This is a genomic window from Methylobacterium sp. NMS14P (assembly GCF_028583545.1).
Lineage (GTDB): Bacteria > Pseudomonadota > Alphaproteobacteria > Rhizobiales > Beijerinckiaceae > Methylobacterium.
In genome coordinates this window covers 2560129-2582687 of record NZ_CP087106.1, presented here as the reverse complement: position 1 = coordinate 2582687, position 22559 = coordinate 2560129, and the positions used below count along the sequence as shown (strand labels likewise).

The window sequence follows — 22559 nt, the reverse complement described above, 5'->3', positions numbered from 1 at the left end:
ATCGGGGGGTTCGCGTGCGGATCGGTCGGGCGGCCGGTTCTACGGGGAAGATGCGGGGAAATCATCCGTTTCCGGATGCATGGCGCGGTCCTCGCGAACGCGAACCGGGATCGGGCGTTGATACTCCCGGCAGGTCGCGCCGACACGTCCGCCGGGGAGCATCGATGGAAGCGGAACCGACGATCCGGATCACCCAGGTCGCGGATTACGTCTTCACCGTCGACTTCAGCGCCGCCCTGCCGGCGCTCCGCACCGACGAGGCGCCGCCGATCGGCGGCGGGACCGGGCCGTTCCCCGAGCAACTCCTGATCTCCGGGGTGGCGAACTGCCTCTGCGCCAGCCTCGTCTTCGCCCTCGGCAAGTTCCGCCAGGACGCGCGCGGCGTCGCGGCCGAGGCGTCCTGCCGGGTGGAGCGCAACGCCGAGGGGCGGCTGCGCGTCACCGGGATCGGCGTCCACATCCAGCTCGGGGCCGCCGCCGCCGACATGCCGCGGATCGACCGGGTGCTGGAGCAGTTCGAGCGGTTCTGCACCGTCTCGGAGAGCGTGAAGGCCGGGATCCCGGTCGCCGTGTCGGTGGCCGACCGCGACGGCACGCGCCTGAAATGACGCGCGCTATGGAAAGATCGGCCGACCGGCGCATTGCCGCAGCACCGAACGGCCGCGAGGGCCGAACTGAGGAGACGCCATGACGGACCAGACGCGAGAGCCCGCCCGCGCCCCCGAGGCGCTCGCCGCCCTGTTCAACCGGCGCGCCAATGCCGGCGACGTCGAGGGGCTCGTCGCCCTCTACGAGCCCGACGCGGTGCTGGCGGCGGGCCGCGTCGTCGCCACGGGCCACGCCGAGATCCGGACCTTCTACGCCGACCTGCTGGCGCGCAAATCCGACTTCCCGGCGCCGGAAACGCCGCCGCCCCTGCGCAACGGCGCGCTGGCCATGACCTTCGCGCGGCTGCCCAACGGCGCGTTCTCGGTGGAGGTCGCCCGCGAGCAGCCGGACGGCACGTGGCTCTGGGCGATCGACCAGCTCAAGCTCGCGCCGCCGAAGGACTGAGGGCCGCCTCGGACCCTCCCGCGCGCTTGTCCCACCGGACGCGATGCGGCAAAGCGGGGCCCGCGCGCTCGACGCCGCGCAGAAGACCCGAGCCGACTCGATGCACGACATCCGCGCCATCCGGGAGAACCCGGACGCCTTCGACCGCGACCTCCAGCGCCGGGGCCTCGCGCCGCTCTCGGCCGAGCTGATCGCCCTCGACGAGGCGCGGAAGTCGTCGGTCTCGGCCGCGCAGGCCAACCAGGAGCGGCGCAACGCGCTGGCCAAGGAGATCGGCGGCGCCAAGAAGGCCAAGGACGAGGACCGGGCCGCCGCCCTGATGGCCGAGGTCGCGGCCCTGAAGGGCGCCGAGCCGGAGTTGAAGGCCGCGCAAGACGCGGCCGACAGGACCCTGGTCGACCGCCTCGCCGCGATCCCGAACCGGCCGAAGCCCGACGTCCCCGAGGGCGCGGACGAGCACGGCAACGTCCTCTACCGCAGCCACGCCGCGACCCGCGAGCGTCTGACCGAGGGCAAGGAGCATTTCGAGCTCGGCGAGGCGGCCGGCCTGATGGATTTCGAGGCGGCCGCCAAGCTGTCCGGCTCGCGCTTCGTGGTCCTGAAGGGCCAGCTCGCGCGGCTGGAACGGGCGCTCGGCCAGTTCATGCTCGACCTGCACACGCAGGAGCACGGCTACTTGGAGGTGGCGCCGCCGGTGCTGGTGCGCGACGCCGCCATGTTCGGCACCGCGCAGCTGCCGAAGTTCGAGGACGACCAGTTCTCGGTCTTCAAGGGCCTCGATTACGTCAAGTCGCTGCAGGGGAAGGCCGGGGCGGACTCCGGGCCGGTCAGCGACGAGCATTTCTGGCTCGTCCCCACCGCCGAGGTGCCGCTGACCAACCTCGTCCGCGAGTCGATCCTCCGCGAGGAGGAACTCCCCCTGCGCTTCACCGCGCTGACGCCCTGCTTCCGGGCCGAGGCCGGGGCTGCGGGGCGCGACACCCGTGGCATGTTGCGCCAGCACCAGTTCAGCAAGGTCGAGCTGGTCTCGATCACGACGCCGGAGGAATCCGCCAACGAGCACGAGCGGATGCTGACCAGCGCCGAGGCGGTGCTGAAGAAGCTCGATCTACCCTACCGGGTGATGACCCTCTGCACCGGCGACATGGGCTTCGCCAGCCAGAAGACCTACGACATCGAGGTCTGGGTGCCGGGCCAGCGCACCCACCGCGAGATCTCGTCCTGCTCGGTCTGCGGCGAGTTCCAGGCGCGGCGGATGAACGCCCGCTACCGGGGCAAGGACGGGAAGCCGGCCTATGTCCACACCCTCAACGGCTCGGGCGTCGCGGTCGGCCGCGCGCTCATCGCCGTGATGGAGAACTACCAGAACCCGGACGGCAGCATCACGATCCCGTCGGTGCTCCACCCCTACATGGGCGGGCTCAACCGGATCGAGGGCACCCGCTGATGCGCATCCTGGTCACCAACGACGACGGCATCCACGCCCCGGGGCTCAGTACCCTGGAGGAGATCGCCCGGGAGCTCTCGGACGACGTCTGGGTCGTGGCGCCGGAGAGCGACCAGTCCGGCGTGTCGCACTCGCTCTCGCTCAACGACCCGCTGCGGCTGCGGCAGGTCTCCGAGCAGCGCTTCGCCGTGAAGGGCACGCCGTCGGACTGCGTGATCCTGGGCGTGCGCCACATCCTAGGCGATCACGGGCCGGACCTCGTCCTGTCGGGGGTCAACCGCGGCCAGAACGTCGCCGAGGACGTGACCTATTCGGGCACGATCGCGGCCGCCATGGAGGGGACGATCCTCGGCATCCGCTCCATCGCGCTGAGCCAGGCCTACGGCGCGGGCGGGCGCGGCGCGCTCAAGTGGGACTGCGCCCGGACGCACGGCGCGAAGGTCGTCCGCAAGATCCTGGAGACCGGGATCGAGCCCGGCATCCTGGTCAACGTGAACTTCCCGGACTGCGAACCGGCCGACGTGCAGGGGATCGCCGTGGCGGCGCAGGGCTTCCGCAACCAGGCGCTGCTGTCGATCGACGCACGGGTCGACGGGCGCGGCAACCCGTATTTCTGGCTGGCCTTCGCCAAGGCCCGGTTCGAGCCGGGCCACGGCTCCGATCTCAAGGCCATCGCCGAGAAGCGGATCTCGGTGACGCCCCTGCGCCTCGACCTCACCGACGAGCCGACGCTCACGCGCTTCGCGCAGGCCTTCGCCGAGTGATCGATCTGGGCAGCCTGGAGGCGGCTGCCGGCAACGCGGCCTTCGTGATGGCGCTCCGGGGCCGCGGTCTGCGAGACACCGCGGTGCTGCGGGCTATGGAGCAGGTCCCGCGGGACACCTTCGCGCCGCCGCCGCATCGGGAGCACGCGCGGCGCGACATCGCCCTGCCGCTGTCCTGCGGCGCCTCGATGACGGCGCCGTCCACGGTGGCGCTGATGCTGGCGCGGCTGCGGCTGGAGCCCGGCCAGCGCGTCCTGGAGATCGGCACGGGCTCGGGCTACGTGACCGCGCTGCTCGCCCAGCTGGGCGCCGGGGCGGTGCTCAGCCTGGAACGCTACACCTCGCTGGCCGGGGCGGCGACGCGGCGGCTCGCGGCCCTGTCCGAGGTGCATGTCGTCCGGGCGGACGGGCTCGCCCCGGACCTGCCGGACGGCGGCTTCGACCGCATCCTCGTCCACGGCAGCGTCGCGGCGATCCCGCCGCACTGGCGCGCGGCCCTCGAACCTAGCGGACGGCTGGTGACGGGCCTCAGCGGCGACGGGGTTTGCCGGGTCGCGGTGCTGGCGACGCCGGAGGCCGAGCCGGAACTGGGTGCGCCGGTGCGGCTCGCAGCGCTGGTGCCGGGGCTGGCGCGCGTGCTCTGACAACGCTCCGCCCGCAGAGACGCCGAAGCCGCGGCTATCCCACCCGCCTTGCCGCCCGCCAGAGACGCCACAGCCGGCGCCAGCGCGGAAGCTCGACGAGTGTGTTGAGCGGATCGTAGGAGGCTCGCTCCATGGCGGCGAGGTAGGGTTCGACCAGTGCCACGGGCAGGAACGCCGCCCCCGCCGAGGGCGCGATGGTCGGGCGCGCCGCCTCGAAGGCCTTCAGGTGCTGCCGGGCGAGGTCGCGCAGGTCGGCGCAGGCCCTGCGCAGGCCCGGCCCGCCGCGGCCGGTGACGATGTCCTCGCGGGTGACGCCGTAGCGGCCGAGGATGTCGGCCGGCAGGTAGACCTGGCCCGAGCGGGCGTGCCACGGCAGGGCGCGCAGGAGCCCGGTGATCCCGTAGGCCACTCCGGCATGCCCGGCCGCGCCCGCGCCGCCCGGCTCGGTGCCGTTGCCGATCACGAGGCTCGCCAGCCGGAACAGCGCCGAGGCGGTCTCGCCGCAATACCCCTCCAGGTCGTTCACCCGGGGCATCGGATCCTCGTAGAGGTCGAAGACGCGGGCGTCGATCAGGTCGACGAAGGGCTGGCGGCCGAGGCGGTTCGCCCGGATCGCCTCTTCAAGGGCCGCTGCCACCGGGTTGGCGCGCACGTCGCCCCGCGCCTCACCCTGTAGGGCGTCGCGCCACCATTGCAGGCGGATCTCGCCGGCCATCGGGTTCGAGACGGCCTCGCGCACCCGCGCGATGGTCAACGAGAAGGCGTAGAGGGCGAAGAGGTGCGGGCGGGCGGCGGCCGGGGCGAACAGGGTCGCGTAGTAGCGGTCCGGGTCGCCGGCCCGCACGAGGCCCTCGCAATGGGACTGCGCGAAGGCGAGCCCGGTCTCGGCGGTCTGGCCGTCGACCTCCGGCATCAGGCCACCGCGATCAGCGCGGCCGCGACCTTGCGGTTCTCGGCCACCAAAATGTTGTAGGTCCGGGCCGCGGCGCCGGTCTGCATCACGTCGAGGCCGACGCCGAAATCCTTCAGCCAGCCCCGGAGCGCGGGGTCGATCGCCGCGATGTCGAGGCCGGTCCCGACCAGCAGCAGCTCGACGCCGCCGGCCTCGGCCTGGACCGGGCGCAGGGCCGTGCGGTCGATGCCCCGCGGGTCCGTCACGTCCCAGGCGCGGACCCCGGAGGGCAGCAGCAGGAGCGAGCCGCGATGCGACATCCCGGCGAAGCGGAAGCCGCCGTTGCCGTAGGTGTCGATGATGTGGCGCCCCGGCACGAAGCCGGAATCGAAGCTCTTCGGACTTGGCTGATCGGCCATCTCGGGAAAGGGACTACTCCGCCGGTTGCGGGACGCCGGACCGCTCCGACGCCGCGCGGGCGCCCGAGAGCATCAGGCCCAGATAGATCAACACCGGTGTCGAGACGAAGATCGCCGAGTAGGTGCAGATCAGGACGCCGCAGAGCATCACCACGGCGAAGCCCTTGATCGCCTCGCCGCCGAACAGCACCAGCGCCAGCAGCGACAGCGCGGACGAGATCGACGTCATCACCGTGCGCGACATGGTCGAGTTGATCGACAGGTTGAGCAGATCGACGGTGGGAATCGTCTTGTAGCGGCGCATCAGCTCGCGGGTCCGGTCGAACACCACCACGGTCTCGTTCAGCGAGTAGCCGACGATCGTCAGGATCGCGGCGATCGAGGTCATGTTGAACTCGATCCGGCTGATGATGAACACGCCGACGGTCAGCACGATGTCGTGGAGGGTGCCCACGATGGCGCCGAGCGCCAGCTCCCGCTCGAACCGGAACCAGAGGTAGAGCAGCACCGCCACGACCGACAGGACGACGCCGAGCGTGCCGGACTGGACGAGCTCGCCGGAGACGCGCGGGCCGACGGTCTCGGTGCGGCGGAAATCGTAATCCTTGTCGAAGGCGGCGTGCGCCTTGTTCATCACCGCGGTCTGGCCCTGCTCGCCGGGCTGGAGCGGCAGGCGGACCAGCACGGTGCCCTGGTTGCCGAGCTCCTGCACCTCCGGCTCGCCGAAGCCGAAGCCCGCGGCCGTGTGCCGGATCGACGCCACGTCCGCGGTACCGGACTTCGCCTGCAGCTCCACCAGGGTGCCGCCCTTGAAGTCGATGCCGAAGTTCAGGCCGATCGTCAGGAACAGCGCCACGGTCGCGAGCGAGAGCAGCGCCGAGAGCGGGAAGGTGAGGCGCCGGAATCGCATGAAGTCGAAATGCGATTCATCGGGCCAGAGGCGGAGCAGGCGCATGGTCGATACTCTATTCGCGGACAGTCGCGACGAAGATGGGCGGGCGCGGGTCCCCTCTCCCGTGCGGGAGAGGGACAGGGTGAGGGGGTGCCCTGTCCAGATAGGTCGTACCCTCACCCCAACTCTCTCCCGCACGGGTGAGGGGGTCCGTCGCGCCGCCCGCGCTTCCTTCGTCGACCCTCCAAAAAATCAGAACGGCAGGGCCTTCGGCCGGAAGGTCTTGTACCACACCGCGATCATCATCCGGGTCAGCGTCACTGCCGTGATGACCGTGGTGAGGATGCCGAGGATGAAGACCACGGCGAAACCCTTCACGGGGCCCGAGCCGAGGAAGAACAGGATCAGGGCGGCGATCGCCATGGTCGAGTTCGAGTCGATGATGGTGGCGAAGGCCCGGTCGAAGCCCGCCTGCAGCGCCGAGATCAGCGAGCGGCCGGCATGGCTCTCCTCGCGCATGCGCTCGTAGATCAGCACGTTCGAATCCACCGCGGTCCCGATGGTGAGCACGATGCCGGCGATGCCCGGGAGTGTCATGGTCGCCTCCAGCACCGACATCAGGCCCAGGATCAGCCCGACGTGGACGATCAGCGCGATGTTGGCGATGAAGCCGAAGGTCCCGTAGGTCGCGAACATGAAGGCCACCACGAGGCCCGCCGCCACCAGGGTCGCGAGCTTGCCGGCCTCGATGGAGTCGCGGCCGAGGCCCGGGCCGACGACGCGGCGCTCGACCACGGTGAACTTCGCGGGCAGCGCGCCGGCGCGCAGCAGGACCGCGAGATCGTTGGCCTGCTGCACGGTGAAGTTGCCGGTGATCTGGCCCGAGCCGCCGGTGATCGCCGAGCGGATCACGGGGGCCGACACGACCTCGTTGTCGAGGACGATCGCCATGCGCCGGCCGATATTCTCCGAGGTGGCCTGACCGAAGCGCTGCGCGCCGCGCAGGTTGAACTTGAAGCTCACCATCGGCTCGTGGGACTGCTGGTCGAAGGCCGGCTGCGCGTCGGTCAGCTCACCGCCATCGGCCATCACCCGGCGCTCGACCGGGACCTTGGCGCCCTTCTCGTCCTTGGAGGGCAGCATGTCGACGTCGCCCGAGGGGCTGTCGGCGAGCATGCGGAACTCGAGCTTGGCGGTGGAGCCGAGCAGCCTCTCCAGGCGCTCCGGGTTCTGCTCGCCCGGCACCTGGATCAGGATCCGGTCGGCGCCCTGCTGCTGGATCGACGGCTCGGTCGTGCCGGTGGAGTCGAGGCGGCGCCGGATGACCTCGATGCCCTGGCTCACGGCCCGGCGAGTCCGGTCGGTGATCCCGGCATCGGTCAGGGTCAGGCGGATCACGCCGCCGGGCTGCTCGGCGATGTCGAGGGTGCGGGCCGCCGTCTGGCCCAGCGAGGTGGTGATCGGCTGCGACAGCTCCTGGAGCTTCGGCAGGACCTTGGCCCGCGCGGCGGCGTCGTCGATCTTCACCTGGACGCCGCGCTGGAGCAGGCCGATGCCGCCGTCGGCGCGGACATTCTCCTGCTGGAGCACGCGGCGCACGTCGTCGCGCAGGGCCTTGGCCTGCGAAGCGATCAGCTCGTTCTGGTCCACCTCGAGCAGGAGCTGCGAGCCGCCCTGCAGGTCGAGGCCGAGCACGATGGCGCGCGTCGGCACGACCCAGCTGGGGAACCAGGAGGGCAGGCTGGCGACGAAGCTCTTGCGCTGCTCGGGCGAGAAGAAGCTCGGCACGGCGAGCATCAGCCCCACCAGGATCAAGCCCAGCGTCGCGATGATCTTCGCACGGGAGAAGCGCAGCATCGGCCGTCTTTTTCTCTTTTGGGCCGGCGCACGGCGCCGGCCGGTTCAACCGGAAATCAGGCGGCCTTCACCGTGCCCTTGGCGCGGACCTCGGAGATCATCGTCCGGACCACCCGCACGCGAACGTTCGGGGCGATCTCGACCTCGATCTCGGGCTGGTCGTCCGAAGCCTTGGTCACGCGGCCGACGAGGCCGCCGTTGGTGACGACCGTGTCGTCGCGGCGCACGGACTTGAGCAGCGCCTGGTGGTCCTTGACCCGCTTCTGCTGCGGTCGCAGGATCAGGAAGTACATGATCACGAAGATCAGGACGAACGGGACCACCTGAAAGGCGATCTCCGCTCCGCCAGCGGCCGCACCGGCCCCTTGCGCAAAGGCGGGGGTGATCAACGAGCGTCTCCTGCGAATGGTGCGCAGGCCTGCCGCCGGATGTGGCGCCCGCAGACCTGTCGAAAAGCGCGCGGACTATAGCCAGGGGCTTCCCGAAAGCAACGCCGAAGCGTCGGGCATCCGCGGCGCGCTCACAGCAGGGCGCGGATCGCCGCCGCGAAGGCGTCCGGCGCCTCCTGGGGAAAGTTGTGGCCGACCCCCGCGACGATCTCACGCCGGTACGGGCCGGTGAAATGGCGGGCGCCCGTGTCGGTGGCGGGCGGCGGCCCGACGCCGTCATCGGCGCCGAGCAGCACGATCGACGGCACCGTGATCGCCGGCTGGGCCGCCAGCCGCGCCTCGATCCCGACCAGCGCCGGATCGCTCGGCACGAGGCCGAAGCGGTGGCGGTAGGAATGCACCACCACGTCGACGAAATCGGGATTGTCGAAGGCGCGGGCGGTCTGCGCGAAGGTCTCCGCGTCGAACGCCCAGGTCGGCGACCAGAGCTGCCAGAGCAGGCGGCAGAAGGCGTCCCGGTCGTCGGCGAGGCCGGCGCGGCCGCGCTCACCGTGCAGGTAGTACTGGTACCAGAGGCGGTGCTCGGCCTCCGGCGCGACCGGCCGCCCGGCGGCCGGGATGTTCTGGATGTTGTAGCCGACGCCGCAGCTGACGAGGCCCCGGGCCCGGTCCGGCCAGAGCGCCGCCACCACGCAGGCGGCCCGGCCGCCCCAATCGTAGCCGGCGAGCACGGCGTTCCCGATGTCGAGGGCGTCGAGGAAGGCGAGCAGGTCGGCCCCGAGCGCCGCCTGCTCGCCGGAGCGCGGCGTGGCCGGATCCAGGAATCGCGTCGGCCCGTAGCCGCGCAAGTACGGCACGAGGCAGCGCACGCCGCCCGCGGCGAGCCGCGCGGCCGCGGACGCGCAGGCGTGGACGTCGTAGGGGAAGCCGTGGAGCAGCACCGCCGGCGGTCCGTCGGCCGGACCGTATTCGAGATAGGCGACCTCCAGGACGCCGGCACGCACGCGCTTCATCGATGGCTCCCGGGTTCGCGACGCCGGGATCCTAGCGGGTTCGCCGCGCAATTGCCGCACGCGCTTGCCGTCGCCGGTTCGCGCCCGACTTCACGCTGCGACGAAGAAGCGCGACGGTGGAGAACCATGGGCCTGCTCGACGGTGCGAAGACTCTGATCGGCGATGTGGTGGCAGCGGCCGACCGGGTCCTCGAGGAGACCGGCAGCGGCAAGCTCGCGCTGTCGCTGGCGAAGTTCTATCCCGGCGGCCTCCCGGCCTTCCTCGACCGCCTGCGGGAGACCGGGCACGGGGATGCGGTGGGATCCTGGCTCGGTTCGGGCGCGCGGCAGACCGTGCCGGAAAGCGCCATCGCGGCCTGCCTGCCGGAGGGCGTGACCGAGCGCCTCGCCTACGACCTCGGCGTTCCGGAGGCGCGCGTCCCCACGGTGCTGGCGGAGTTCGTGCCGGCGGCGGTCGCCGGCCAGAGCGAGAACGGCACCCTGAAGCCGCAGCCGAATTTCAGCACGCAGGTCCGCTGATCGCTCAAGGTCTCGCGGGACGGTGCACGTCATCCGCGGCGGCGCGGTCGCGCCGCTCAGGTGGCAACTCTGCCTGGCGAGGCTTAACCACGACAGTGCGCCGCTCTTCAGGCAGGAGCCGCCGCAATGGCGGTACGCGCCGTTGAGCGGTCGGACGAAGACTCCATCCGCCACAGGGCGCTCCTGGGCCGGGCGCACCGTCTCCACGTCCGACACCGCCGCGCCGACGGACGCGACCGCGAGCAGGCATGACGGCGCCAGGGATCTCATGAGAACCGACCGGGGACCGACGTCCCGGCCGGAATTCCAGGCCGAAGACCGGGCGCTGTCGACTAATTCGCGGCCCACCCGGGCGCGCCGCGATCGGCCGGCCTCTCCCTCTTGGCGGAGATCGCCCTAGACTCCCGGAGATCGATCATTCGACGGGGGTCCACATGAGTCTGCTCAACACTCTCGGCGGCTCGCTGGGGCAGATCGCGCTCAAGGCGCTACCGGGCGTGATCCAGCAGGTGCTGCCCGGCGGCCTGAACGCGCTGCTCGATCAGCTCCGGCGCTCCGGCTACGAGAGCAAGGTCAATTCCTGGCTCGGCCGCGGCCCGAACGAGCCGATCACGGCCGACGACCTGCGCAAGGTCCTCGACAACGAGCAGGTGCGCCAGATGGCGGAGAAGCTCGGCGTCCCGATGGACCAGCTGTTCCCGACCCTGGCGCAGGCCCTGCCCGAGACCGTCGACCGTCACAGCCCCGACGGGACGCTGCAGGCGCCGAAGTCCTAGGACAGCCGGAGAAGGTCCGGAGGCGGGGCGGCGCGGCCGACCGGCGGACGATAACGCGAAACGGCGGCCCCGTCCGGGACCGCCGCCGCGTCTTGCCGTCCCGTTCCATCCGGCGCGGTCTTGCCCCCGCGTCGCGCCGTTCGCCTCAGTTGCTGGCGAGCTGGGACATCGGGTCCACGGGCGCGCCGCCCTTGCGGATCTCGAAGTGCAGCTGCGGCGAGGTCACGTTGCCGGAGGCGCCGGACTTCGCGATGGTCTGGCCGCGCTTGACCTTGTCGCCGGGCTTCACGTCGATCTCGCCGTTGTGGGCGTAGGCCGAGACGTAGCCGTTGGCGTGGCGCACGAGGACCAGCTTGCCGTAGCCCTTCACGTCGGACCCGGCGTAGGCGACCGTGCCCTCCTCGGCGGCCTTGACCGGGGTGCCCTCCGGGACGGCGATGTTGATGCCCTCGTTGCCGGAGGTGCCGTAGCCGGAGATCACCCGACCCTTGGCGGGCCAGCGGAAGTTCTCCGCCGCCTCGGCCACCGAGCCGGTGGCGGCGGGCTCGGACTTGGCCGGCGCGGCAGCGGCCGGGGCGGCCTTCGGCGCCTCCTTGGCGGCGACCTTCTCGACCTTCTCGGCGGCGGCGGCCTTCTGGGCGGCCTCCTTGGCGGCCTTCGCCTCGGCGAGCTTCTGGGTGGCCTCCGCCTTCGCGGCGGCCTTCGCCTCGGCCTTGGCCTCCTGAGCCTTCGCCTCGGCCTTCGCTCTGGCCTCGGCCTTCGGATCCGCCTTCTTCTCGTCGGCCTTAGCGACCTGTCCGGGGCGCACGTGCTTCGGCTTCTCGCCCTCCTTCAGGGCGACGTCCTTGCGGGTCTTGGCGTCGGCGACCTTGCGGGCGGCGGCGTCGCGGGCGAGCGCCTCCTTGCGCTCCGCCTCCTTCTCGGCGGCGGCGGCTTTCTGCGCGGCCTCCTTGGCGGCCTTCGCCTCGGCCAGCTTCTGGGCGGCCTCCTTGGCGGCTTCCTTGGCCTCCTCGCGCTTGGTCGCGATCTTGTTCTCGACCTGCTTGGCGTCCTCGCGCTTCTCCTCGGCGGCCCGGGCCGGCCGGGCGGTCATCGGGGACGCGGCGGGGTTCAGCCCGGAGGCGTTGTAGACCGGGATCACGATCTGGCGGCCGGGCGTGATCTGGTTCGCGTTGCTCAGGCCGTTGGCGGCCAGGATCGCCGAGGCGGGCACGCCGAAGCGGGTCGACATCTGGTTCAGGCTGTCGTTGCGCGACACGGTGATCTGCGTTCCGCCCTCGGCGCTCCAGCCGACCTTGCCGGTCGAGGCGACGCGGGTCGCGGGGGCGGCGGCGTTGGTCTGAACCGGCGTCGCGGCGGCGGACGGCCGCGCGGCGGCGGGCGCGCCCAGCGCCTCCGACTGGATGCGGCCCGTCCGGACCGGCGGGACGGATTTGAGGCTCCCGTCCGGCAGGCTGCCGGTGGCGGAGGGTTCCGAGTCGAACGGGTTCGAGAACGGGTTGGTCAGACGCGACGCGTCCGAGGAACAGGCGGCAGCCGCACCGCCGATGATGCCGATGAGCGCGACGCGCGACAGCGTCCGCAACATCTGACCCGTACCGCGCACCCGCATCGACGCACCCGTTTGCCTGACGCAACCTGATGCGCCAATGAAGACGGATTCAGGTTAAGCAACCGTTCCCGTTCAGGATGTCTGCGACCCTCGAGCGAAGGTGGGTGCAAGGTTTTCGCTCGGTGCCGGGGATGATTCCCGCTTGCGGGATCGTCCCTTTTCGTAACCGGCCGGCACCCCACATCGAATCCATGTTTACCATCCGCGGCGCGCGCGACACCCTGGTCGACCTGCCGACGATCGAGACGGCGCGTCTCGCGATCGCCGCCCTCCGGCCCGCGGACGCGCCGGCCGTCCGCGCGCTCACCGACGATCCGGCGATCACCGCGGCGGTGGATTTCCTGCCGACGCCGTTCACCCTGCAGGATGCCGAGGACCTGATTCGCAGCGGCGCGCGGGGCCGGGACTGCTTTCTCGGCGCCTGGACGCGGGACGGCGCGGCCGATTCGGCCGGCGGCGCGCTCGTCGGCGTCTTCGGCACGCATCTGCGCGGCGCCGGCACGATCGAGATCGGGTACTGGGTCGGCGGTGCCGCCCGCGGGCGCGGATTCGCCTACGAGGCCGTCTCGGCGATCCTCGGGCTTCTCGGCGCGCGCTTCCCGGCGCGCCTCGTCGTGGCGGAGTGCCGTCCCGCGAACGTCGCCTCCTGGGGCCTGCTGGAGAAGCTCGGCTTCCGCGACACCGGCGAGGAGGGGCACCGGCCGGGTCGGCGCCTGCTCAGGCGGAACTGACGCCCGGGGATCGGATCGGGTTGTGACCCGACGGCGCGCGCCCACGAGAAAGCCCCCGGACCGGAGGCCGGGGGCTCGAGGACGACCGGTTTCCTGAACCGGACCGGGCGGTCCGATCAGAAGGTGATGCCGGTCTCGACCATGTAGCGGTCCTGTGAGGTGCGGTTGCCGGTGCGGCCGAAGCCGGTGCCCAGCGTGCCCTCCGCGATGTTGCCGCGGGTGATCCCGCCGAGCTCGACGTGGGCGTACTCCACCCGGAAGAAGTAGCGGTCGAAGGTGAAGGTCGGGGTGACGGTCACCGAGAAGGCGTTGCTGCCCGCGCCGAAGCCCAGCAGGTTGGTCCCGCCCGACCCGCGGACGCCCGTCTGCTCGGTGTACTCGACGCGGCCGGCCAGGGCGAAGTTGTCGGTGAACGAGTAGGCCGCCAGCAGCGCGCCGCCGTAGGTCGAGGCCGAGTTGGCGATGCCGACGCGCAGGTCACGCTCGACGTTGGTGAACTGGAAGTACGGCGAGATGATCCACGGACCGTTCGCGTAGGTGTAGTTGATGTTGAAGATGCCGCTGTTCTGCTGGAGGTTCGGCGTCGCGAACTGGTAGCGCGGGCTGCGGTCGAGGGCGTTGGTCCGGCCGAGGTTCAGGCCGCCGTTGACGCCGATCGTGTTGTAGTCGTCGAGCTTGTAGGCGACGTTCCCGGTGAACCACGTGATCTCGTTGGAGAAGAACCCGTCCGTACCGGCGACCGACACCGAGAGCGGGCCGCTGCTGTAGTTGACCTGCACGCCCTGGTTGATGAAGTTCTCCTGCACGAACAGGAGGCCGCGGTTGATGTTCAGGTTCTGATAGGTGAACAGCAGCTCGGTGCCGATCATGGTGAACATCCGGCCACCCTGGACCGACCATTCATCGTTGATCTGGATCTTGCCGTAGGCGACCGGGACCGGGCCGAACAGCAGGTCGGTCTGGGTGAAGGTGCTGAGCGTGGGGAAGCCGAGCTGCGGGATCGAGTAGCCGCCGGCCTGGATGTAGAACTGGAACGCGCCCTCGGGCTTCTGGATGATGCCCTGGACGTTCGAGAAGTCGAACCGGGCCGAGCGGTCGCGGTCATTGGGCGCCGCCGGGGTCGAGAACGACGCGAACGGGTTCGACTGGGTGTAGCCGTAGCCGGTGATGGCGCCGCCCACGTAGAGGTCGCCGAGCGGTCCGGCCGAGAAGCAGCTCGGGTTCGGATTGGCCTTGATCACGCCGCCGTAGGCCGGGCCGAGGAGCGTGGCCTTGCAGGGCTCGGCGGGCGGCGCGACCGGAACCGGCGCCGGGGCCGACAGGTCGGCCGCGAGGATGCTGGTCGAGGACAGCAGCACGGTGGCCAGGCCCGCCAGGGTGGATCGCTTCAGCATGGTGTCGCAGCTCGTTCGGGTTCGTCGACGGCCAAGCTGACATCGCGATGCGATTGACACAAAATCAAACATGAAGCAGTTGCTTAATTTTTAAGCAGTTCCGTATCGCTGCTTACGTTCGATGCGGAAATGTGACTTTGCCGCCACAATTGTATCGGAACCCCGACCTTTTCCTTCCGCGAGGGTCCGGAGGTCTTCCGCGCGGCGCCCCAATTCTACCGAGTCAGGCCGCTGGCCCGATCGGGTCGCAGCGAAATCCTCCGAAATCCTGCCGGGCCAGACGTTCGGCGAGCGCCGGCAGGAACAGCATCGCTTCCTCGGCGAGGCGCCAGGGCGGGTTGACCACGATCAGGCCGCTGCCGGTGAGTCGCGTCGGATCGTCCGGCCGGTCGATCAGCAGGTCGAGCCGCAGGGCCGGCCGGGGCAGGGCCGCGCCGAGGTCGCGGACCATCCGGTCGAGGGCCGCGGCGTCCTTGACCGGGTACCAGGCCAGGAACAGGCCGGTCGGCCACTTCGCCACCGCGCGGGCCAGATGGGTGCCGAGGCGCTCGATCTCGCCGGGCACCTCGTAGGGCGGGTCGATCAGCACGAGTCCGCGCCGCTCCGGCGGCGGGATCTGCGCGTTGATCGCGGTCCAGCCGTCGAGGTTCATCACCTTGGTGCGGGGATCGCGGGCGTAGCGGCCCTGCAGGGTAGCGGCGTCCGCCGGGTGCAACTCGACGAACACGCCCTTGTCGCCGGGGCGGAGCGCCTCGCGGATCACGGCCGGCGAGCCCGGGTAGGCGGTGGCGCCGTGGCGCGCCCGCACCGCCGCCACAGCGGCGCGATAGGGCGCTAGCAGCGCCTCCACCTCCGGCGCGAAGGGCGCCGCCATCCGGCCCCAGCCGTCCCGCCACTCGCCGGTGCGGGCCGCCTCGTCGGCCTCGAGATCGTAGACGCCGAGCCCCGCGAAGGCGTCCAGCGCCCGGAACGGCTTGTCCTTGAGGCGCAGGTGGTCGAGCACCCGCGCCAGGACGAGGTGCTTGAGGACGTCGGCGTGGTTGCCGGCGTGGAAGGCGTGCCGATAGTTCATGGCAGCGCGCTCAAGCTGATCCCGCGCGCCGGGTCCAGGGTCCGGCGCGCAAAAGACCGAAAAAACTCAGCGGGCGGCGTCGAGACTGACCTCGGGCGCCCGGCAATTGCCGCGGGCGACCTCGGGGCAGGGGGTGAAGCCGCGCAGGTCCTTGCCGAAGCAGATCCGGACCTCCTGCAGCTGCCCGCGGGTGCAGGTGACCGCCATCATGTCGGGGCGCAGGCCGCGATTGGCCGCCACGAACTGCCGGGCGATCTCGATCGGCGCGAGCGTCTGCGGCGAGGAGCCGCCCTTGAGCCCGTCGGGGATCGCCACCGCGAGCCGCGCCGCCCGGGCGGCCGCGAAGTAGGCGGTGGGATCGAGACCCGAGCAGGTGCCGTGCTTGCGCCACTCGTAGCGGGCCAGACCCTCGCTCGGGTAGACCTGCCCGGCGACCTCCATGGCCTGCCGGGTCGGCGCGCGGTTCACCGCCGAGCAGTTCTGCGGGTAGCCGCTCGCATATTGCGGCCACAGGCCGTGGACGACGAAGCCTAGGCCGCGCCCGGGGGCGCACTGGACGGCGTCCTGGCGGGCGCCCGGCCCCGCGCAGTAGGTCGGCGACCACGACAGGGCGAGCACGTAGAAGTTGAAGTCGCCGGGCGTGCCCTGGCGTCCGAAGCCGCCGTAATCCTGGGCGGCGGCCGGGGCGGCGACCGACCCGGCGAGGAGCAGGCCCGCGAGGCCGGCGACGCGCCCGCGCATCGTCAGGGACGCGCCATCCGGCAGGCGGTGGCGTAGGCGTAGGAGAGGTCGCGGTCGAGGCCGTGGATGCAGAACTCGACGCCCCAGGTCGCCCCGATGATGCCGAGGCTCTCGCGCACCGAGTAGTCGACCTTGCGGCGGACCCCGTCGGAGGTGGTCACGGTCGCGGTGCAGAACCGGCGCGGATAGGTGTCGAGGCCCCAGGGCCGCCAGGCGGTGCGCTCGATCGTGTCGAAGGACAGGATCGTCATCGACGAGTTCCAGAACTTCGCCTCCTTCTCGGCGAAGTTGGTCGAGACCCGCTCCAGCACCGACGGGTCCTGGCAGCCGGGGATCTGCGCGTCGAACGGGAAGATCCGCTCCTCGGCGGGCTCGATGTCCTCCCGGGCCGAGCGGGCGAGCGCCGGCTGGACCAGGGCGAGAAGGGCCAGCCCGAGGGCGAAGCCGTGAAAGACCGGGCGCATGGCGCGTGCCTCGACGGATGTGCGATCCTGCATCCGCGAACGATGGCTTCGCCGCGCCGCCAGTCAAGCTCCGGCAGTCCCGCGCCGGCGCTTTGCCGGCCTGTGCGGCGCGGCCGCTACAGTCGCCGGTCGAAGGAAGAGGCGGGATCGGTATTCAGCCGGATCCGCCTCCGTCCTCGCGAGCGCCGGAGGCGAACCCGGGATGATGGCCTTCGGACCGGCGCCCGGTGCGGAGCCGGGGGCGCCGCGCCGTCTCTCAGTAGATCGGCTCCGCGCTCGGCGGCGCGCCGAGTTGCAGCGGCTCGTCGTACTCCTGCGCGGGCTCCTCGGGGGCGGCGGCGACCCGGGGCGCCGGCCGCGCGGGCGGCGCCGCGGTGTAGGCCGAGGCCGCGGCCGGGCGGTCGAGGGGCCGGGCAGGCGCCCGGGCGACCTGGGTCGCGCTCCCGGCCTTCGACATCGGCGACACGCCGTAGGGATCGTCCTCCTCGACATCCACCGGCGCCTGAGGGCCGGCGGGCTGGCGCTGCGGCGGGATCGGACGGCTCAGCGGCCGCTCGGCGCCGGTGCCGAGTTGCGGCGTGAACTTGATCAGCGGCTTGCAGATCCGGCGCAGGCCGCGCGGGTCGTGCCGGGCGAGATCGACGTGGATGTGGTCGTAGTGGAACACGTTCGAGCCGGGCGCCAGCACGGTGGTGAAGCGCTGGCAGGCGCCCAGGAAGATCTCGCGCAGGAAGCCCTGCTCGGCCTCCGTGCCGCGCCAGCCGCCCTTGACGGTGATCACGTGGCCGTCGGCGAGCTTGATCGACATGACGTCGATCGCGTTCCCGAAACCGTGCTCGGAGAGCTTGGCGCCGGGCTGGTTGTTGCGGCCGCGGCAGGAATAGGAGCCGGCGTTGATCTCGGCCACCGGCACGCCGAAGTAGAGGTTGGCGGCCGGCTGGATCGTGTCGGCGAGCCACGCCTCGGCCTCGGCCAGCGCCGGGCAGCCCAGCGTCATCCGCTGCTTCAGCAGCACCGAGCCGCCCCCGAGCCGCGTCACCCGGAAGGGCTGCTGCATGCCGCAAGGCCCCGGACCATCCATCGCCGCGATGGGCGTGATGTACTCCGAGGGCTCGACGAGCTTCTTGGCCAGGCAGACCTGCTCCGCCTGATCGCGCCACGGTTCGCGTCGCTCGAAATGGTTGATCGAGCACGCGGTGAGGCCCGCACCGAACAGCGCAAGGGCCGAGAACAGGGATACGCCACGCCACATGACCCGGACGATGCGCACGGTCGCGTAAAGCGTTCGTCAACGGCGTTTCGGGAATGCCGTCGGCTGTGGCGTCTCGGTTGACAGCGCCGCGGACCGCGGACTGAATGCATTATGCTCTCGCTTCTCGACCTCCGCGCCCGCATCGAAGCCGGCACCCTGACGCCCGCGGGCGCGATCGACCTGTGCCGCGCCGCGATCGCCGCGCGGGAGCCGGACCTGCGCGCGCTGGTCACCCTCGACGCGGCCCCGGCGATCCCCGAGACCGGGCCGCTCGCCGGCATCGCGGTCGGCGTGAAGGACATCATCGACAGCGCGGGCCTGCCGAGCCAGATGGGCTCGCCGATCTACGCGGGCTGGATGCCCCGGGGCGACGCCGCGGTCGTGAGCCGGCTGAAGCAGCTCGGCGCCGTCGCCCTCGCCAAGACCACCACGACGGCCTTCGCGAGCAGCGATCCGACCGAGACGGTCAACCCGCACGATCCCGGCCACACGCCCGGGGGCTCCTCGGCGGGCTCGGCCGCCGCCGTCGGCGCCGGGATGCTGCCGCTGGCCCTGGGCACGCAGACGGCGGGCTCGGTGATCCGGCCCGCGAGCTTCTGCGGCTGCGCGGCGGTGAAGCCGTCGTTCCGGCTGATCCCCACGGTCGGCGTGAAGACCTACTCGTGGGCCCTCGACACGGTCGGGCTGTTCGCCGCCGGGGTCGCGGACGTCGCGCACGCCCTCGCGCTCGTCACCGGGCGGCCGGAGATCGAGCGGGCGGAGGCGGGCTCGGCGCCGCGCATCGCCGTGGTGCGGCAGGACTTCGCCGGCCCCCCCGAGCCGGAGGCCGAGGCCGCGCTCACCCGCGCCCGGCAGGCGGCCGAGCGGTCCGGGGCGCGGGTGAGCGACCTCGCCCTGCCGACGGAGCTGGCGCAGGCCTGGGAGCGCCACCGTCTCATCCAGAACTACGAGGGACGGCTGGCGCTGGCCTGGGAGTACGACACGCAGGCCGACGCGCTGCCGCCGCGCACCCGCGCGCATCTCGACGACGGGGCCACGATCAGCCCGGCCCAGTACGACGACGGGCGCCGCCACGGCCATCACGCCCGGCGGGTGCTGAAGGGCCTCTTCGCCGATTACGACGCGATCCTGACCTTCTCGGCGCCGGGCCCGGCACCCGCGACCCTGGTCTCGACCGGCGACCCGCGCTTCAACCAGCTGTGGACGCTGATGGGCGTGCCCTGCGTGAACGTGCCGGTGCCCGGACACCGCCTGCCGGTGGGCGTCCAGGTGATCGGCCGGTTCGGCGACGACGGCCGGGCCCTGGCGGTGGCCCGGATGATCGAGGCCGCGCTGCGCGGCTGACCGGCCGGCCGCGCCCGACGGCGCGGGTGCCCGGGACGCTCAGCTGCTCGGCTGCTCGTGGAGCGTGTCCTCCACGTAGAGCTGCTCCAGCAGGACCTTGATCACCGCCATCAGCGGCAGGGCGAGGGCGATGCCCCACAGCCCGAAGATCACGCCGAGGATCAGCTGGCCGGCGAAGATCGTGGCCGGCGGGATGTCGAGCGCCCGCTTCTGGATGAACGGCGTCAGGCCGTAGCTCTCCAGGCACTGGACCGCGAGATAGACGCCGACCGCGCCGATCACCGCCTTGGTGCCCGAGGCCAGGGCGGCCAGGACGATGACGAGGCCCGCCACCAGCGGCCCGACCGTGGGCACGAAGGCGAGCAGGCCCGCCTGCAGGCCCAGGATCAGCGCGCCGCCGATACCCAGGAAGGCGAGGCCGGCCCAGGTGCACAGGAAGATCACCGCCATGATGATCAGCTGGCCGAACAGCCAGTGGCGGAGGGTCTCGCCGGCCCCGTCGAGGACCTGGCTGGCGCGCCAGCGCTTCGCCGGCGGCACGAACCGGACCACGCCGTCCCGGTAGGCCTTCGGGTCGGCCGCGAAGGCGAGCCCCAGGAAGGCGATCACCAGGACGTTGCCGAGGGCGTCGAACAGGCCGAGGATCACGGCCGCGGCCGGCCCCAGGACGCTGCCGGCATCCGAGACGATCGAGCTGCTGCCCTTCAGGAGTCCGTTCGCGAGGCCGCCGAGCCCCCCCTCGCGCTGGCCCGAATCCGTCGAGCCGTCCTTACCACCGCCCTCCGGCGCGAGGCTCGGCACGTCGATGCCGCGCTCGGACAGCCAGCCCGTGACGGTCCCGGCCTGATTCTTGATCGTCGTCCCGAGATCGCGGCCCTGCTGCACGATGGTGGCGCCGCCGTAGCTCCCGAAGCCGATCACCGCGACGGCGACCGCGAGGCTGGCGATGGACAGCCGCAATCCCCGCGGCAGGGGCAGGACACGGCCGAGCCCGCGGGTCAGGCCGTCGAGGAACACGCCGAGTAGCACCCCGGCGAAGATCAACAGGAGCGTGCCGGCCGACATCCAGGCCAGGGCCAGCGCCGCCACGAAGCACACCACGGCGATCCCGGAGGCCGCCATCGGCGCCGCCCCGCGCCAGGACCCGACCGGGCCGTCCTGTTCCTGAAGCCTGCTGTCCGACATCGTCACTCCTGCACCGCGGGCTCACGAACGCCGCCGGCCCTCGGGGGTCAAGTGCGGGCACGCGGGTTCTCGGGGTGAAGCGTCCCGGAAATGTCGTTCCGCGCCGGCGGGCGGCGCCTCCGGCTCGCTCGGCGCCGCGGACTGTCCTCATCGACCGTCGTTCCAGGGCCGCGGCGCCGCGCGGCCCCGGGGACCGCAGGGCCTCCCGCGCGTTGTCCGCGCACGCCGCCGGACAGCAGGGTCCGGCCGATTAGGAGAGTCCCCATGAGCACCCACGGCGACACCTATGTCCGTTCCCTCGGCCCGGGCCAGACCGTCGATACCGGCGATCAGCTCAGCAGCGTGGTCCTGCTCGGGATCGCGGTCGCCGGCGCCGCGGTCGCGGTGCTGCTCAACGCGCTGATCGTGTAGCGGCCCCTGCGGCCCGGGGCTCGGTCCTCAGCCCCAGCGGCCGGCCGCGGCCTCGTCCTGGGCGGTCGCGTCGACCCAGCCGCCGGTCGTGCCGTCGGCGAGGTGCTCCCGCTTCCAGAACGGGGCGCGAGTCTTGAGGTAGTCCATCAGGAAGTCCGCGGCCTCGAAGGCCGCGACCCGGTGGCTGGCGGCGGTGACCACCAGCACGATGCCGTCGCCCGGGCGGACCAGGCCGTGCCGGTGGATCACCCGCAGGGCCTGGAGCGGCCAGCGGGCCATCGCCTCGTCGGCGACGCGCCGGATCTCGGCCTCGGCCATGCCGGGGTAGTGCTCCAGCTCCAGGGCTGTCAGCCGGCCGCCCTCGTCCCGGCACAGGCCGGTGAAGGTCACGACGGCGCCGGCCCGGCCGCCCAGCGCGGCGCTCAGGCCGGCGATCTCGGCGGCGGTGTCGAAGGGCTCGGCCTGGATGCCGACGCTCGGGACGGGGACGCTCATGGCCCGATCCATAGGAGTCCGCGGCTTTGCCGGCCAGCCCCGTCCCTGTCACACCCGGTGCCGCCTCTATATGACACGGTCCGTCGCGCCCTGCCGGCCCGGCGCGCGGCCCGCCATCGTCCGGATGTCCCCGCGGGCTCCGGACGGCGCTGGAGAAGGATATCCGCGTGACCCCCGACCTGATCCTACCCTACGACGGCGTCCAGCCGGACTTCGCCAGTCGCCCCGTCTGGTGCGGCCGCGGCAGCACGGTGATCGGCGCGGCCCGGATCGGCGCGCAGGCCTGGATCGGCGACGAGGCGGTGATCCGCGCCGACGGCCAGACCGTCACCCTCGGCGACCGCTTCTGGCTCGGCCACCGCTCGACGGTGCACATCGCCACCCGGACGCACGGCACCCGGGTCGGCGACCGGGTCACGGTCGGGCGCAACAGCGTCGTCCACGCCTGCACGCTCGGCTCCGACGTCGTCGTCGAGGACGACGTGGTGATCCTCGACGGCGCCGAGGTCGGCGACGGCGCGGTGATCGAGGCCGGCGCGACCGTCTTCCCCCGGGCGTCGCTGCCCGGCGGCTTCGCCTACGCGGGCAGCCCGGCCCGTCCCAGTCGCGCGATCGGATCCGACGAAGTCGCCGAGCGTGCCGAGCGGGTGCGCGAGCGGATGGGCGACGGGCCCGCGCTTCCGCCCCGGGACGCGCCGGAGATCGAGGACAGCGTCTTCGTGGCGCGCACCGCCCGCCTGCGCGGGCGGGTGAGCCTCGGCGCCGGCGCGAGCGTGCTGTTCTGCTGCGACCTGAACGCGGAGGTCGGACCGATCGTGGTCGGCGCGGACACCAACATCCAGGACAACACGGTCATCCGCCCCCGGGCAGACGGGGTCGTCATCGGGCGCGACACCACCATCGCCCACAATGTCCGGATCGCCGATTGCAGGATCGGGGCGCGGGCGCTGATCGGCATCGGCGCCACGATCGCCTCAGGAACCCTGATCGCCGACGACGTCATGCTGGCGGCCGGGGCCACCACCGATCCCGGGCAGATCCTGGAGGCCGGCTACCTCTGGGGCGGCCGCCCGGCCCGCATTCTCGCGCCCCTCGACGCCGAGAAGCGCGCCATGATGATCCGCATCGTCGAGGGCTACTGCCGGCACGGTCGGGAATACCGGGCCGCGCAGGAGGCGCTGGCCTGACGGCCC

Annotated in this window: 25 protein-coding genes; 11 read left to right on the top strand and 14 right to left on the bottom strand. The window is 71.9% G+C overall.

All coding sequences use genetic code 11. From position 1 onward, the window contains the following. Nucleotides 1-164: 164 nt before the first annotated feature. The 5 genes from LOK46_RS12315 (at nt 165) to LOK46_RS12295 (ending at nt 3908) form a co-directional block, all read left to right on the top strand. A complete protein-coding gene (locus LOK46_RS12315) occupies nt 165-608 on the top strand; it encodes an OsmC family protein (RefSeq protein WP_091979120.1) in 444 nt (147 codons plus the stop codon). A gap of 79 nt (nt 609-687) precedes the next feature. Next, nucleotides 688-1053 (top strand): YybH family protein, encoded by a 366-nt coding sequence (locus LOK46_RS12310; RefSeq protein ID WP_273564017.1) that lies wholly within the window; start codon nt 688-690, stop codon nt 1051-1053. Between the two features lie 100 nt (nt 1054-1153). Then, the gene (gene serS, locus LOK46_RS12305; protein WP_273564016.1) at nt 1154-2500 is read left to right on the top strand and encodes a serine--tRNA ligase; all 1347 of its coding nucleotides are present in this window, start codon (nt 1154-1156) and stop codon (nt 2498-2500) included. Then, nucleotides 2500-3264, top strand: a complete 765-nt coding sequence (gene surE / locus LOK46_RS12300; RefSeq protein WP_273564015.1) for a 5'/3'-nucleotidase SurE — start codon at nt 2500-2502, stop codon at nt 3262-3264. Before serS ends, surE begins: the two co-directional genes overlap by 1 nt. After that, complete coding sequence (locus tag LOK46_RS12295; protein ID WP_273564014.1) at nt 3261-3908, top strand: protein-L-isoaspartate O-methyltransferase family protein; 648 nt, start codon at nt 3261-3263, stop codon at nt 3906-3908. Before surE ends, LOK46_RS12295 begins: the two co-directional genes overlap by 4 nt. A gap of 34 nt (nt 3909-3942) precedes the next feature. On the opposite strand, the gene LOK46_RS12290 is transcribed toward LOK46_RS12295, so the two are convergent. From LOK46_RS12290 to LOK46_RS12265, 6 genes are all read right to left on the bottom strand, one after another. Further along, complete coding sequence (locus LOK46_RS12290) at nt 3943-4821, bottom strand: phytoene/squalene synthase family protein (RefSeq protein WP_273564013.1); 879 nt, start codon at nt 4819-4821, stop codon at nt 3943-3945. Then, nucleotides 4821-5219, bottom strand: a complete 399-nt coding sequence (locus LOK46_RS12285) for an Mth938-like domain-containing protein (RefSeq protein ID WP_273564012.1) — start codon at nt 5217-5219, stop codon at nt 4821-4823. Before LOK46_RS12285 ends, LOK46_RS12290 begins: the two co-directional genes overlap by 1 nt. Before the next feature lie 13 nt (nt 5220-5232). Further along, on the bottom strand, nt 5233-6174 hold the full coding sequence (gene secF, locus LOK46_RS12280) for a protein translocase subunit SecF (RefSeq protein WP_273564011.1): 942 nt from the start codon (nt 6172-6174) through the stop codon (nt 5233-5235). Between the two features lie 189 nt (nt 6175-6363). Continuing rightward, complete coding sequence (gene secD, locus LOK46_RS12275) at nt 6364-7968, bottom strand: protein translocase subunit SecD (RefSeq protein WP_273564010.1); 1605 nt, start codon at nt 7966-7968, stop codon at nt 6364-6366. A gap of 56 nt (nt 7969-8024) precedes the next feature. Further along, entirely contained in the window at nt 8025-8357 is a 333-nt protein-coding gene (yajC, locus tag LOK46_RS12270; RefSeq protein WP_273564009.1) for a preprotein translocase subunit YajC, read from the bottom strand. Between the two features lie 131 nt (nt 8358-8488). Further along, nucleotides 8489-9370: an alpha/beta fold hydrolase gene (locus LOK46_RS12265; protein ID WP_273564008.1), complete on the bottom strand. Its 882-nt coding sequence runs from the start codon at nt 9368-9370 to the stop codon at nt 8489-8491. 126 nt (nt 9371-9496) lie between these two features. Between LOK46_RS12265 and LOK46_RS12260 the strand changes: the two genes are divergently transcribed. Both LOK46_RS12260 and LOK46_RS12255 read left to right on the top strand, forming a co-directional pair. After that, a complete protein-coding gene (locus LOK46_RS12260; protein WP_273564007.1) occupies nt 9497-9889 on the top strand; it encodes a YidB family protein in 393 nt (130 codons plus the stop codon). 434 nt (nt 9890-10323) lie between these two features. Beyond that, nucleotides 10324-10665, top strand: coding sequence for a YidB family protein (locus LOK46_RS12255; protein ID WP_273564006.1), 342 nt, complete (start codon nt 10324-10326; stop codon nt 10663-10665). Nucleotides 10666-10810: 145 nt separating this feature from the next. Here the strand turns inward: LOK46_RS12255 and LOK46_RS12250 are convergent, their stop codons facing one another. Next, complete coding sequence (locus LOK46_RS12250) at nt 10811-12277, bottom strand: peptidoglycan DD-metalloendopeptidase family protein (RefSeq protein ID WP_273564005.1); 1467 nt, start codon at nt 12275-12277, stop codon at nt 10811-10813. A 191-nt stretch (nt 12278-12468) separates the two neighbouring features. On the opposite strand from LOK46_RS12250, the gene LOK46_RS12245 reads away from it, so the two are divergent. Next, entirely contained in the window at nt 12469-13008 is a 540-nt protein-coding gene (locus LOK46_RS12245) for a GNAT family N-acetyltransferase (protein WP_273564004.1), read from the top strand. A gap of 116 nt (nt 13009-13124) precedes the next feature. Here LOK46_RS12245 and LOK46_RS12240 read toward each other — a convergent pair whose 3' ends face one another. The 5 genes from LOK46_RS12240 to LOK46_RS12220 all read right to left on the bottom strand — a co-directional run bounded on the left by LOK46_RS12240 (nt 13125) and on the right by LOK46_RS12220 (nt 17931). Next, nucleotides 13125-14402: a porin gene (locus LOK46_RS12240; protein ID WP_273564003.1), complete on the bottom strand. Its 1278-nt coding sequence runs from the start codon at nt 14400-14402 to the stop codon at nt 13125-13127. A gap of 223 nt (nt 14403-14625) precedes the next feature. Further along, nucleotides 14626-15474, bottom strand: coding sequence for a 23S rRNA (adenine(2030)-N(6))-methyltransferase RlmJ (locus LOK46_RS12235; protein ID WP_273564002.1), 849 nt, complete (start codon nt 15472-15474; stop codon nt 14626-14628). Between the two features lie 66 nt (nt 15475-15540). Then, the gene (locus LOK46_RS12230; RefSeq protein ID WP_273564001.1) at nt 15541-16215 is read right to left on the bottom strand and encodes a ribonuclease T2 family protein; all 675 of its coding nucleotides are present in this window, start codon (nt 16213-16215) and stop codon (nt 15541-15543) included. Nucleotides 16216-16217: 2 nt separating this feature from the next. Next, nucleotides 16218-16679 carry a hypothetical protein gene (locus tag LOK46_RS12225; protein WP_273564000.1) on the bottom strand — a complete coding sequence of 154 codons (462 nt, stop codon included), beginning with the start codon at nt 16677-16679 and terminating at the stop codon, nt 16218-16220. A gap of 256 nt (nt 16680-16935) precedes the next feature. Continuing rightward, entirely contained in the window at nt 16936-17931 is a 996-nt protein-coding gene (locus LOK46_RS12220; protein WP_273563999.1) for an extensin-like domain-containing protein, read from the bottom strand. Nucleotides 17932-18042: 111 nt separating this feature from the next. Here LOK46_RS12220 and LOK46_RS12215 point away from each other — a divergent pair, with 111 nt between their 5' ends. Further along, a complete protein-coding gene (locus LOK46_RS12215) occupies nt 18043-19275 on the top strand; it encodes an amidase (RefSeq protein ID WP_273563998.1) in 1233 nt (410 codons plus the stop codon). A 39-nt stretch (nt 19276-19314) separates the two neighbouring features. Here the strand turns inward: LOK46_RS12215 and LOK46_RS12210 are convergent, their stop codons facing one another. Then, nucleotides 19315-20460 (bottom strand): AI-2E family transporter, encoded by a 1146-nt coding sequence (locus LOK46_RS12210; RefSeq protein WP_273563997.1) that lies wholly within the window; start codon nt 20458-20460, stop codon nt 19315-19317. 264 nt (nt 20461-20724) lie between these two features. On the opposite strand from LOK46_RS12210, the gene LOK46_RS12205 reads away from it, so the two are divergent. After that, nucleotides 20725-20871, top strand: coding sequence for a hypothetical protein (locus tag LOK46_RS12205; RefSeq protein ID WP_273563996.1), 147 nt, complete (start codon nt 20725-20727; stop codon nt 20869-20871). Nucleotides 20872-20898: 27 nt separating this feature from the next. On the opposite strand, the gene LOK46_RS12200 is transcribed toward LOK46_RS12205, so the two are convergent. Next, entirely contained in the window at nt 20899-21366 is a 468-nt protein-coding gene (locus LOK46_RS12200; protein WP_273563995.1) for a molybdenum cofactor biosynthesis protein MoaE, read from the bottom strand. Nucleotides 21367-21533: 167 nt separating this feature from the next. Here LOK46_RS12200 and LOK46_RS12195 point away from each other — a divergent pair, with 167 nt between their 5' ends. After that, nucleotides 21534-22553 (top strand): gamma carbonic anhydrase family protein, encoded by a 1020-nt coding sequence (locus LOK46_RS12195; RefSeq protein ID WP_273563994.1) that lies wholly within the window; start codon nt 21534-21536, stop codon nt 22551-22553. Nucleotides 22554-22559: the final 6 nt, after the last annotated feature.